The organism is Bacillus sp. Y3 (assembly GCF_008123875.1).
Lineage (GTDB): Bacteria > Bacillota > Bacilli > Bacillales > Bacillaceae > Bacillus > Bacillus altitudinis.
The window spans coordinates 31,272-44,616 of the sequence record NZ_VSSC01000006.1 but is presented as its reverse complement, the minus strand read 5'-3'; the positions used below and the strand labels follow the sequence as shown (position 1 = coordinate 44,616).

Annotated in this window: 11 protein-coding genes, 1 riboswitch and 1 other annotated feature; of the genes, 8 read left to right on the top strand and 3 right to left on the bottom strand. The window is 34.9% G+C overall.

The window, feature by feature from the left end; all coding sequences use genetic code 11:
• Positions 1–106 precede the first annotated feature (106 nt).
• Positions 107–208, bottom strand: a riboswitch (purine riboswitch).
• Between the two features lie 126 nt (positions 209–334).
• The gene (locus FXF70_RS14845; RefSeq protein WP_148780527.1) at positions 335–1,213 is read right to left on the bottom strand and encodes a LysR family transcriptional regulator; all 879 of its coding nucleotides are present in this window, start codon (positions 1,211–1,213) and stop codon (positions 335–337) included.
• A 100-nt stretch (positions 1,214–1,313) separates the two neighbouring features.
• Between FXF70_RS14845 and FXF70_RS14840 the strand changes: the two genes are divergently transcribed.
• Positions 1,314–2,501: an MFS transporter gene (locus tag FXF70_RS14840; protein WP_148780525.1), complete on the top strand. Its 1,188-nt coding sequence runs from the start codon at positions 1,314–1,316 to the stop codon at positions 2,499–2,501.
• An 18-nt stretch (positions 2,502–2,519) separates the two neighbouring features.
• On the opposite strand, the gene FXF70_RS14835 is transcribed toward FXF70_RS14840, so the two are convergent.
• Positions 2,520–3,950 carry a DUF4179 domain-containing protein gene (locus FXF70_RS14835; protein WP_148780523.1) on the bottom strand — a complete coding sequence of 477 codons (1,431 nt, stop codon included), beginning with the start codon at positions 3,948–3,950 and terminating at the stop codon, positions 2,520–2,522.
• Positions 3,919–4,464, bottom strand: coding sequence for a sigma-70 family RNA polymerase sigma factor (locus FXF70_RS14830; protein ID WP_148780521.1), 546 nt, complete (start codon positions 4,462–4,464; stop codon positions 3,919–3,921). The genes FXF70_RS14835 and FXF70_RS14830 overlap by 32 nt, the downstream gene beginning before the upstream one ends.
• 179 nt (positions 4,465–4,643) lie before the next feature.
• Between FXF70_RS14830 and FXF70_RS14825 the strand changes: the two genes are divergently transcribed.
• The 7 genes from FXF70_RS14825 (at position 4,644) to FXF70_RS14795 (ending at position 13,331) form a co-directional block, all read left to right on the top strand.
• A complete protein-coding gene (locus tag FXF70_RS14825) occupies positions 4,644–4,829 on the top strand; it encodes a hypothetical protein (protein WP_003214201.1) in 186 nt (61 codons plus the stop codon).
• A gap of 4 nt (positions 4,830–4,833) precedes the next feature.
• A complete protein-coding gene (locus FXF70_RS14820) occupies positions 4,834–5,400 on the top strand; it encodes a GNAT family N-acetyltransferase (protein ID WP_144684804.1) in 567 nt (188 codons plus the stop codon).
• 450 nt (positions 5,401–5,850) lie between these two features.
• Complete coding sequence (locus FXF70_RS14815; protein ID WP_144684802.1) at positions 5,851–7,254, top strand: reverse transcriptase domain-containing protein; 1,404 nt, start codon at positions 5,851–5,853, stop codon at positions 7,252–7,254.
• Between the two features lie 239 nt (positions 7,255–7,493).
• Positions 7,494–8,603 (top strand): SEC-C domain-containing protein, encoded by a 1,110-nt coding sequence (locus FXF70_RS14810; RefSeq protein WP_144684800.1) that lies wholly within the window; start codon positions 7,494–7,496, stop codon positions 8,601–8,603.
• A 224-nt stretch (positions 8,604–8,827) separates the two neighbouring features.
• On the top strand, positions 8,828–9,904 hold the full coding sequence (locus FXF70_RS14805) for a hypothetical protein (RefSeq protein ID WP_144684798.1): 1,077 nt from the start codon (positions 8,828–8,830) through the stop codon (positions 9,902–9,904).
• Between the two features lie 385 nt (positions 9,905–10,289).
• Positions 10,290–10,554: a binding site (T-box leader), on the top strand.
• Positions 10,555–10,610: 56 nt separating this feature from the next.
• Positions 10,611–12,272, top strand: a complete 1,662-nt coding sequence (locus FXF70_RS14800; protein ID WP_144684796.1) for a 2-isopropylmalate synthase — start codon at positions 10,611–10,613, stop codon at positions 12,270–12,272.
• A complete protein-coding gene (locus FXF70_RS14795; RefSeq protein WP_048002249.1) occupies positions 12,273–13,331 on the top strand; it encodes a helix-turn-helix domain-containing protein in 1,059 nt (352 codons plus the stop codon).
• The last annotated feature ends 14 nt before the right edge of the window (positions 13,332–13,345 follow it).

Genomic DNA, 13,345 nt, shown 5'->3' with positions numbered 1-13,345 from the left:
CCCCATTCACAAGTCAAATAAAAAACGCCCCAACAGTTTTTGGGACGCTTGACTACAATGTGAATTCAGACCGTGACATCAAACAAGAACAATGCATGATTTATATCAAACGAGTGTGAATTGACGTAGTCAAGCCATTTACGGTAGCTTGGTAGAAACTTGCGGGCCATATCCCCGCCATTATACGACTTCTATCTATTTGATTTCTGTGTCTATTGTACCAACTTCATTTTTAAAACACAATACGAAAAGCGAACATTTTTCAAAGAAATGTCCGCTTCATTCGTCTTATTACACGAATTTGGAAAATCACATCTAGTTCTTTATACACCCATCACTGAATTCTGGCAAAAACAGTTTCTGCTACATCGAAAAATGCCTTCACAGCAGGAGAAGCTTGCGTGAGCGATGGACAGGCAAGCGCCACCTCACGATGATGCGATACATTCAGATGACTGATCTGCACAAGTTGCTGCGTTTTTAGGAATAACTCAGGACCTATCGTCACACCAAGTCCTTCCCCAATCATGCGGGCAATGGTCGTACAATCATGCACTTCAAATAAAATAGACGGCTTGATTTGTGCCTCTGAAAAAATATCCTCTACATGGGATTGATACATGCCAGTTGGCATAATAAATGGTTCATCTGCTAATTCTTCCATGTCTACAATTGGCTGCTGCTTAAAACGATGATTTTCGTGATAGGCGACCACCATTTTATCTTTCATAAGTGGCAATAGATCAAACGCTTCATCCGCTTTACCTTTTACAACAAACCCAACATCAATAATGCCAGAATCGAGCCACTCCAATATTTCTTCATATGTCCCCTCATAGAATTTAAATTCAATCTTTGGATGCTTTCTCTGATAGCTCACAAGCAGTTTTGGCAACAAACAAGCGGATGCACTGGCAAATGTTCCAATCCGAATCAAGCCAGATTCAATATTTTTGGTGAGCGCAATTTCCTGCTGAATTTTCTCTACTCGATTTAGCACTTCTCTTATATGCGGAAGAAGGGTTTCACCGGTATCTGTCAGCGTGATGCCCTTTTTTCGGTCACGTACGAATAAAGACACGCCCCACTCCGTCTCTAAACTTGCCACCGCATGACTCACGGCAGACTGTGTCATATTTAATGCTTCAGCTGCAGCGGTAAAACTGCCTAGCTCGACCACCTTAGCCATTGTCTCGAATCGAACAAAGCTCATGAGTATTCACTCATCCCTTTCATGAAAAACATCAATTTTACTTATGTTAGCACGGAATTTAAAATGAATACAACGTTTCAACATAAAGGAAGGGTTCAAAATGAAAAGTACATCTTATCCATTGCTCATATTTCTTTTAGCCGTCGGTTCTTTCGTCACAGGTACTTCAGAATTCGTCGTATCAGGCATACTGGACATCATTTCTGACGATCTGCGCATCTCCATCCCGGTTGCGGGACAGCTCATCACCATCTATTCTCTTTTTTATGCCGTGGGTGCCCTCTTTTTAGTCATGGCCACATCGAAATTGAATCGAAAAAAGGTTCTTTTATCGGCGATTTCCATGTTTATAGCAGGGAATGTACTCGCCTTTTTTAGCCATCACTTTATGCTGCTCATGCTCTCACGGGTCATCATGGCCATGAGTGGCGGCTTATATATTGTGCTCGCAACAAATTACGCAGCGCAGCTCGCCCCGCCAGAAAAAAAGGGGAGTGCGATGGCAACAGTAATCACTGGATTTACAGTTTCACTAGTACTCGGTGTACCGATTGGAACATTTTTAGCAGGATATGTAGATTGGCATGCCATTTTTCTCATCATTGCAATAGGAACCGCTTGTCTCTTGTTTCTTCTGTATCGATTATTACCGCCTATGGAGGGACATTCCCATGTGCCATTCAAACAGCAAATGCAAATTCTTCAAGACCGTAGGGTGTTAAGCGGCTTAGCCACGACTGCCTTTTGGATTTTAGGGTACACGATGGTATTTGCTTACATTTCGCCATTATTGCGACAGACATCCGGATTTACGCTCGAAATGACAAGCATTGCCTTGCTTGTCTTAGGGATTTCTGCTTTTATTGGCTCACGCTTTGGTGGATACGCTGTCGATCATTGGGGGCCAAACCGAACCATTTCAATCAGCATCACGGTTCAGATGCTCATGCTCTTTGCATTATCCTTTACACAATTTTCGGTAGTTGGCGTCTTCATCACGCTCGCCATTTGGGGCACCGCCACATGGACAACAACACCAGCGAAGCAATTTTATCTCATCTCCCTAAAACCCGAAACATCGGAAACCGTGCTGAGCTTTAATACAGCGATTATGAATATCGGCATGATGCTCGGCTCGTCAATGGGTGGTCTGATTATTCAATATACAAATGTAACGAATTTAAGTTGGATCGGCGGGCTAGCCAGTTTTGTTGCATTGATGTTGATTCGGTACTCGTTCAATCGCAATCGACTGGCGCATCAACAGATAAAAAGCGAACATGTGTAATCATGTTCGCTCATTTATTTATCGATTAGCTTTTGATGTTTCTTTTTTGACTGGAATGGTTACGGGTATATCTTCCTGTGGTGCCAATCGGTTTAGATCTGACAAATCAAGATAAAGCCCATAATCCTTAAAAGAAAATGTGTCTAACTTCTTCACATCAAATTCAAAGGTGGATTGCATAGAGGCTGTCTTGAAATTGGTCACCTTCGCATCGTTTCTCTCCAAGTAATATCCGTTTTCATCATTTGCTTCAGGATCTGACCACGATTTCAATTTTTTAACATCACCTAATCCTATCCATTCACCGACATTCTCCATAACATCCTCATCTAATTCTTTCTGATCTACTCCAGTAAATTGATAATAAACTGTCACAGAGTGCCCCTTTTGCTCTATTTTATTGATTTTGATCCCTATTCCATGATGCTTTGTTTTGAACTGAACAGGTAGCTTTGTCTGAAGAGGAATGATTTTGCTTTCTTCTTGTTCGTCTGTCACACCCGTGTAAAATGTTAATTCAGTTGCCTCTGGATCAATCGACTGATCTAAAATGGTCAAATGATTTTTTCTAGTTTTGTCAGAAGTCAGTTGTTTTTCTCCTAAAACTGTTCCAATTTCGAGCTGATAATCATTCCCTAGATTATCCTTCATTCTTTCTATACTAACTATATCGTCTTTAGCAAAACCATTGTAATCAATGGTATATTGAATAACAGAGCTTTTCACCCCATTTTCTACCTTTATATTTCTTAAGTGATAACGTCCATTTAAAATAGACACGTCTTTTTGTCCAGCTAATAAAGTGGTTTTTTGCTTGACCGCTGGTACCTTGAAGCGCCAATTCCCTACAATATCCCCAATTTTCGAAATGACAAGTGGCACTTGTTGACCTTGTTTGATCGTTTGACCATTTGTATAGACTGTCACCTGCCCAACATAATGGCCATCTTTTAATTTTTTCAATTCATGATTGTAGGAACTCGATTGGGAAGCTTGATTTACTGGATCTAAGTTGACTATGAAAGGGACAACATCTTCCTTTGTATTCAAATTCTCCACAGTAAACGTATAAACAAGCCGCCCGGCATCATAGTACACACTGTTCACTTTCACAGTAACCCCTCTTGATTCAGCCCCCTCATTGACATGCTTCACCAACTCACTCTGAAAAAGAGACATTCCTACTTTATCGTGAAACATCATATATAACTGTCCAACAAACGGTACTCGAGCCATCGCTGTATTAAGAGAAGGAAAAATGAAGCCTGATGAAAAGTAAAGGACAACAAGGGCGATAACTGAATAGATTGGCGTTCTCCAATTCCATGTGAACCAACGTCTTTTCTGTTCCGCTTTCACATCTCCTATTGCTTGGCGAACCGCAGAGGTCACTTCAACCTTTGGTACATCAATCTCATCATAAAGCTTCTTCATTTCTTTTCGTTCCATCGACACTCTCCTCCTTCTCCAATGTTTGCTTTAATAACTTTCTTGCTCGATACAAATGAGTTTTGACAGTTCCTTCGGGCACACCCATCTGTTCAGAAATCATTGAAATCGAATAATCTTGAAAATAAAATAGCTGAATCACGAGCTGATATTGCTCATCTAACACATCAAGTGCATTTTTTAAATCGAGCTTGTCTTCCAAAAAATCATGGCGCTCAACGCTCTCATGATGCTGTTCAAACGGAACAACATCTTGCTGCTTTTTCTTCATCGCAAAAATTGTATGAATCAAAATTCTCGTCAGCCAGCTAGAAAAATAAGCCGGTTCTTTTAATCCAGATAGATGCTTAAACGCTTTAATGACCGTCTCTTGAACAGCATCTAACGAATCCTCTTTATTTCTTGTGTAGAGAAAAGCCGTTTTATATAAACGCTCCTGATACATCAGCATTAATGTCTCAAATGCCGGGACATTCCCTTTTTGTGCTTTTTTAATTAGACGCACTTGCTTCATCTCATCCACACCTCCTACACCTGTTAGAGCAAGCTTTCTCTCAAACGGTTTCAACAAATGGAAATTTCTTTTACTTAGCATATGTCGGATAAAAATAGAGAAAGTGAAGAATAGAGTCGAAAGAACAAGTTGAATATTTGATATAATGGAAGAAATATCTTCAAAAAGGAGTATGTCAATTGTTTCGATTCGAAGAACCCACGTGTGCTAGCTGTCAGAAAAAAATAGAAGGAAACGAAGAAGTGTACGTCAAGCTGGTCTATCCAAAAAGACGAGGAATGACAGAAGTGAAGGCTTGGCTAAGGAATGAAGGGGTTTTTTATTGTCAGGCATGTACAGAACAAAAGACATCGCATGGAGGATAATCAAATGAAAAAAATCAACTTTCCACAAACATTTCCAACCATACATACCGAAAGACTAATCTTAAAACAAGCGACGATCGAAGACGCTGAGGATATGCACATCTATTTATCCAATGAAATTGTGTGCCGCTACATGGGAATTGATGCTCATGAATCCATCGAAGACACAAAAGGAGAAATCAAGTGGTATGACAACATCTTCAAAGAACAAACAGGCATCCGGTGGGGCATTTCTTTAAAAGATGATCCTGCGATCATCGGCAGCTGTGGATTTCTTAACTTGGAAAAACAGCACTGCCGCACGGAAATTGGCTATGAATTACATCACCACCATTGGAGAAAAGGCATTATGAGTGAAGCGATTGCTGCGGTGTTACGATATGGATTTCAGGAAATGAACGTGAATCGAATTGAAGCGATCATTGATCCAGCAAATACGTCCTCTGTTCAATTATTGGAGAACTTTGATTTTGTGCGAGAGGGTTTATTGAGGGAGTATGATCTTGGTCAGAACGGGTTTGATGATGTGTTTATGTATGCGATTTTGAAGAGGGATTACGAGAAAAAATAGACTATTACTTTTTTTAATTACAAGTTAATGGACCAAAAAAGTTATTGTTTTCCTTCCGAAGTAATTTATGTTAATATTAAATCGCTAGTACTATTATCATTTATTAGAGTACTAGGTATGTTGTATAACAATGTCAAGAGATATTACTGTGAAAGCTGAAACTTGTATACCGTATGCTAATCTTAAGATCAGCATACTAGATAAGTAGCTTACCAAAGTTATATCTATCATCATAGAACACCTCACCATCAGAACTTGTCTTCTTGTTATATTATACATTATTTGTATTTGTGAGTATTAAACTCACCCCGCCATACCATATAATATGCCGCGTGGTATAGTAGAGCCTAAGGATCGCGGCGCTTTAGGCAGAGTGCAAGTCAGAAGAAATATAGTAGCGGGACTAGGTCTGTACTTGCTCCAACAATAAAAAAGGGATGTGAGTTTTAAATGGTACATAAATATCCATCTAAACCTTACTTGCATTTTGATAAAATTGCATCTTTTAATAAAAAGGTAGAAAACTACGTCCTGGGTTTTAAACAAAACTCATCACATAGTTTTCTACCTTTAATTTTTAGTGAGTTAACCTTTGAGAAGTTTAACGATATTAAAGATGAAACTGCTATGAAGAGAAACGGTCAATTAGTACCTATTAAAGAAAAAAAAAGACCGATTATGTATGCTGCTCATATTGATAACTTTATATACAAACATTACAGTCTAGAGTTAAATGACTTATATAATAGGTATGCTAAAGATAAACAAATTGATGAATCTGTTACTGCCTATAGAAACAACAAAAAAAGACAAAACAATATACATTTCGCAGCTGAAGTAATTAACTTCATTGCGAAGAATCCAGATTGCTATATATACATAGGAGATTACCAAAATTTTTTCGACACTTTAGATCATAAATTACTTAAAGAAATGATTAACTTGATTTACGGAAGTAAAATGCCAACACATCAATATAAAATCTTCAAGAGTCTCACTAAATATTCATACATTAATAAAAAAGAGATAAATTTAAGATTGGGTGAAGATAAAGAAATATTTAGAACGAACCAAACCTGTTATTTCACTTCATTTAAAGAGTTTAGAAAATTCAAAAATGGGAGAAGCTCAATTACAAATGATAACAGCAAAATTCTAAAAGTAAATACGGATATAAAAGGTATTCCTCAAGGAACAGCTATGAGTGCTATTTATTCTAATATATATATGATAAAGATCGATGAATATATTACTAATTTATTAGATAGCATAGGAGGTTTATATAGAAGATATTCTGATGATTTCATATTGGTTTTAACTAATATAAACGAAAAAAAATTTCACACTATTAAAAATCAAATAGAGAATCAAATCAAAAAATACAAATTATTAATTCATCCCCAAAAAACGCAAACCTTAACTTTTGACGGAAGAAAAATTTTCGATATTAAATCTCAAAGCCTTTCTAAAATTGATTATCTAGGATTCATTTTTGATGGTAATGAAGTTAGAATAAGAGAAAAAAGCATTTATAAATACTATAGAACTGTTTATAAGTTAATAAAGAAAGGAGAAATTGTTTCAAGAAAAAAGGGCTTTACTAAAGAACGAATACGCTTAACTTATAAAAGAAAAATATATCAACATTATCATCAGTTAGGAGAAAGAACTGACATAAAATATAACTATAGGAAAAGAGAATTCGGAACATTTATCACATACGCAAATAAGTGTAATAAAATATTTAATGAGATTTCGCCACTTACTACAAATTTAATGAAAGAACAAATTAAAAACCACCAAAAGAAAATCAACAAAAAAATCCAGAAGTCTTTAAATACTCTAATGGATTAATGTTAATAGATTCATTACCTAAAGAAAAAGTAACTTTTATTTCATGTCAAATCAACCAAAAGCAGCTCACACACGTCGTGGCACGTATACAACGTTCAAAAAACAACCGTAGCATTTTCTTATATTTTTTATTAAACGGTGAAATTAATTATTAAATTCAATAGAATCTAATCAAGAGAATTAAAAAAACCTTATAATAGGCGATCACACAACAAAAAGAAAAGGAAGAAGCTTTCAGAATGATATCCTATGTCTTTGAACCATATAAACCTTGCCCTTGTGGTAGTAATGCTAATTATAAATTTTGTTGCTATAAAAAAAGCAAGGAAGTCTATAGTGGTGCCACTCACTTTAATGCTAAAAGATTGTATTTTGAATCTCACAAACTTTTTAGGGAAACTGACTTTAAGGTTTGTTTCGGCTTCGATGAAAAATGTGAGAATGGCTTTATCGAGGCACATTCTCTACAAAATAATGGTGTATTAAGTTTAATTGCCCATGAGAATCATGTCTATTCATTAGATATGGTCTTTCACGAAAAATCGTTACTCCCAAAACTACAATTCAAAAAAATCGGAAAAAATCAAGCAAGCACATTTAAAGGCTTTTGCAAACATCATGATGAAGTATATTTCAATATCATCGAAGATAAGCCATACAATAATACTCCTGAACAAAATTATTGGCTTGCATTTAGAGCACATTGTTTTGAGGCGCATAGAAAATATCGTTTAAAGAAAAGTTATTCTAATCTTTTTAAACAACGTCCTCATGCAACAAGAAATAAACAAATTGCGGCTAATTATAGAGTTAATGAGTTATCAATAAGAGATACGGAAACTGATTATTCTAGATTTAGAGAAATTTATGAAAAAGGACAATTTAACAGATTAGAAAGTTTCGTTAAGATACTCCCTTTTAAAATTGGATTCACTGCTACGACAGCTGTTGCAGTAAATGTAGATATTCAAGGTAACCCTACTATCGATATTTATAACTATGATGAAAAACTATTTGTTCCAAGTATCTATATATCTGTGCTTCCGAAAGATAATGAATCAATTATTATCGTTTCAAGATTTAAAGAGGACAAATGTTATAAAAATCTCATTAGTTCTTTAGATGCTTGTACAAATGATGACCTTCTATTTTCTTACCTAACTCATTGCTTAGCTGAATATAGCGAAAATATCTATTTCTCACCTGATTTAGTTGATAATCAATTAGCTGAGGTAGATAAAAAACTAATATTAAGCGCTTTTTTAGGAGTAGCGAGCCCAACTCTTGAAATTAGATATAGAAGCATGAAGAGTATGTTTAAATTGAATTTATTTCAATATCATTTATAGACTATAAAAAACACTAACATTAGTAGGCGAAACGAAAAACAGGATTTAAAAATTGATTAAGTCCATTTGTAAATTTCATTTAGTGATTTTTGCTAAATTCATATTAAAGAGAAGAAGGTGACTGTATGAATAGACTTTTTGCCTTGTCTAAGAGTAACAATAAAAGAGCGCTACTTTACTTTTAAAAAAAATAAATAAGAATATTGATTATTAGGTGGTTGCATATGAATGAACAAACAAAAAAGTTTGCTTATTTCCCAGTACAGGATAGACAAATACATGTCTTGGAAGCACTTTGGCTGAGAAATCAAGGTATAATTGAAATGAATCGAGAAAACCCTGCCTTTTTTGATTTCAAGAACCCCTCTATTCGAAGCGGAGTATTACCAGTTTCCCCTACTTTCAGTGGAGAAAAAAAGATTAAAGACGCATTTTACCGATATTATCATAAAGAAGACATGAAACAGATTCTTTATTCAAAAAAAATGACAACTGCTCATTTCCTTTTTCAAATGATGTTTTCACAACTTAATCAATTCAAAATTGAAGACAAAGAAAAAAAGGAAATTAGAGTAGCTATTGAATCAGCAGAAATAGAATCTTATATTAAATATAATGATAAAAAAGGTATATTAATTGATATCTTATTGCACATCAAACAAACGGATCCATACTCTTATAAGTATCTATGGAATAAAAAGTTGGCAATTGAAGTTAAAGTAACCCACGCTGTTGATCCAAAGAAAAGGCGCATATTACGCGATAATAATATTTCAACTTACGAAGCACCTGTTCCTAATGTTATTAAAAAATTGATTCCAAAGGCTCACGAAATATTAAAGAATAAAATGCTTAGACAAAGAGAAATTGACAAACTAACTAAAATTTATAGCAAAAACAGTTGGACTTTATTTGGAGACTTTATTGTAAACTCTAAAGTAGAAGATGAAAATAAGGAGAATTATCTATTGTTATCCCAAGCTGAAATTGAACTAGATAAATACAAAAAAAAGAAAAGAGAATTATCTGAAGAAATACAAAAATCTGAAGAATATAAGTTACATTTATCTAAAATTATTCATAAGCTAAACAAAGACTTATACTCTCTCAAAGAAAAAGTTGAAGTTAATCAAGAATTACTATTGGCTTCTCAAAGAAATAATGATTTGGTATTAAAATTGAAACAAAAAGAGCAACAAATTGAAAATCTTAAAAAAGAAAATGATATCCTCAAGAACAATTTAAATAAACTTCATGACGAATCATTTTTGAAATGGATCAAGAGGAAAATTTTTAAATAACCTTTAATCCAAAATCATAATTCTTTACTAATTTATAAATTATAAAATCAAAGAAATTTGAAATGAGCATAGAAATGTAAAAAAGAATCCGAACTATTGGGAACACTTTGAAGTGGTTCCTAAATAGTTCGGTTTTCTTATTGAAAAAGAGTTTTTATCCTTATTAAAATTATTCCCACTCCATGATTATTAGAGTTGAATAAAAATAAATACAAGATTGTTTATTTTAATGCCTCATAATAACAAAATGACAAATATAGATTGGTTAGAGGCTCAATGAAAATAAAGATAAGCACCCACAGGACAAAAAAAATCAATTGAAAAAGACATCCCTACCACTATCTCTTTTCTGTCATCTTGGTATAATAGAAAAAATCAGAAAAATGAGAATGCGATGATAAGGAATAGTACTTGCCGAAATGTTTTCAGAAAGTTGCTGGTTGATGAGAAGCAATAACAAAAAGGCAGGGAACTCACCTTAGAGTAGCCTTAGTGAAATGAAAAGGATTGATGTAGTTAAGGTCGGCACCCCACCGTTATATGGGAAGGATATAAGATATAACAATCTGTATTCGAATAAGGGCATGATAATGTAACGTTATCATGAAACAGGGGTGGTACCGCGTAAGAAGAAGTCTTTCGTCTCCAAGTTCAATCTTGGAGATGATAGGCTTTTTTTATATTCCAATTACAGGAGGAATCGATGATGTTTAACCACAAAAAATACGAAAAGAAATACTTTTTGCCACCGAACCTTACTTATGATTGGGTGAAAAAAGAAACATTAGAACGTGCTCCGATATGGTGCAGTGTGGACTTACGGGATGGAAATCAAGCATTACCTATTCCTATGAACTTAGAAGAGAAATTGGAAATGTTTCAGTTACTAGTAGAGATAGGTTTTAAAGAAATTGAAATCGCATTTCCAGCTGCTAATGATACGGAGTTTAAGCTATTACGGACACTGATTGATCATCATATGATTCCAGACGATGTCACGATTATGGTGATCACGCAAGCGAGAGAGCATATTATCCGCCGAACCTTCGAAGCCATTAAGGGGGTACCGAAAGCGATTGTTCATTTATATAATTCGACTTCAGAAGCGCAGCGCAGACAAGTATTTCAGAAAACAAAAGATGAAATTAAACAAATTGCCATTGATGGAGCTATTTTAGTAAAAGAACTGGCCGAAAATACAGAAAGTGATATTTATTTTCAATATAGTCCTGAAAGCTTTCCAGGAACAGAAGTGGATTATGCATTAGATATTTGTAATAGTGTTTTAGATATTTGGAAACCGACACCACATCATAAAGCGATCATCAATATTCCGACAACAGTTGAATATTCAATGCCTCATATCTTTGCAAGTCAGATTGAGTATATGCACAAAAATCTGTCTTACCGAGACAGTGTGACATTATCTGTTCATCCACATAATGACCGTGGCTCTGGGGTGAGTGATGCAGAATTTGGTGTGCTAGCTGGCGCAGAAAGAGTCGAAGGGACATTATTTGGTATCGGTGAACGTACAGGGAACGTAGACTTGATTACTTTGGCGATGAATATGTATTCACAAGGCTATGATCCACAATTAAATTTCAATAACTTAGAAGCGATTCGTAAAAAATATGAAAAACTAACAAGAATCACTGTTCATGAGCGGCAGCCATATTCTGGTGAGATGGTTTTCACCGCATTCTCTGGGTCACATCAAGATGCGATATCTAAAGGGATGAAATATAGAAAGGAACATCATGTTGATAAATGGGACGTTCCGTATATCCCAATAGATCCAGTTGACTTGGGGAGGAATTATCAAACGGATGTGATTCGAATCAATAGCCAGTCTGGAAAAGGCGGCATAGGCTATATATTAGAAACAAATTATGGCATTCAACTTCCTTATCAAATGAATGAAGCCATGGGATATGCAGCGAAGAAAGTATCTGATCAGACAAATAGGGAATTGTCTGTCGAAGAAATATATCATGTTTTTGAAGAACAGTATGTTGATTTTCACCCTCATTTCCAGCTGCTTGATTATCAATTTCATAAAGGAGAGAAGCAAGAAGTCACCTTAACTTTGCTGAGAGATCATCAACAAATTGACATACAAGGAACTGGCACTGGAAGTTTAGATGCAATCAGTAATGCGTTAAAAGCACATTTTCATCTCGAGTATGATTTGGAAGTCTATGAACAGAATTCTTTGGGCAACGATTCTCAAGCAAAAGCCTGTGCACAGATTGGTATTTCAAATCAAGGAAAAATGCATTGGGGTGCTGGAATCGATAAAGATATTATAGAAGCAACAGTAAAGGCCCTGGTGGTTGCAGTAAATAAACTAGAGGTTTGGATGTAGATGGAAACAGATAAACTTGAAAAACATGAAGCGATGCAATATTTAAGAGAATATAACGAACAAGAAATCTTTTATCAACAATACCAACAGAAGAAGCATGACAATCAATCATTGCAATTATTTTTGAAGGATTATGATCAAAACAATTTCATGCAAAAGCAAATATATATAGAAGAATTTTTGCTAAAAGGGCAGAACGAATTTGAAAAAGAGGATACCATGTGGTTAGGTCAGGAGAAAGATATCGAAGTGAGAAAGTATAGCCGTTTTATGCCTCAATTGTCGGCTATCCATGATTTCTTTGAGATGATCTATGTTCTGGAAAATGAGATGTATGTAGAAGTGGAAGATAAAAAAATCGTTTTAAAATCAGGAGATATTGCCTTTATTCCACCTGACACAATACACAAGCCACTTGTAATGGAGAATACAATCGCAATACAAATCATGATCCGTAAAAGTACTTTTCAAAAAGTGTTTTTTAAAATGTTAAAAGGAAATCATGTCATTTCAGAGTTCTTTTTGAATGCATTGTATATAAGAGAAAATAAACATATTCTTATTTTCCATAGTCACTTGGATAAAAATTTGCTAGACTGCTCTCTTCAACTATTTATAGAAAATCACAATCGATTTCCTAGTTACCAGTTGATTATGAATAATTTGTTTGAGATATTATTATGTCTCTTATTAAGATTCAAACCAAGTCATATGAACGTCATTCAGGTCAAACAATATAGTGATATACGTATGATTCAAATGCTTCAATATATTCAGCAATGTTGTGAGCATATAACACTCCAGAAGATGGCAGAGAAATTTAACCTTTCACAATCTTATCTGTCAAAATATATAGCTCGTAAACTCGGCAAATCATTTCGTGAGATTCGACAAGAAATAAGATTGGACAAAGCCTGCGAAATGCTAACCGGGAGTAATTTACAAGTGGATCATATTTCGGGAGCCGTTGGTTATCAAAATGTAGAGCATTTCATTCGTTTATTTAAGAAAAAGTATCACCTAACACCACATCAATATCGTTTAAATAATAGAACATAATGAGCAGAATGTAT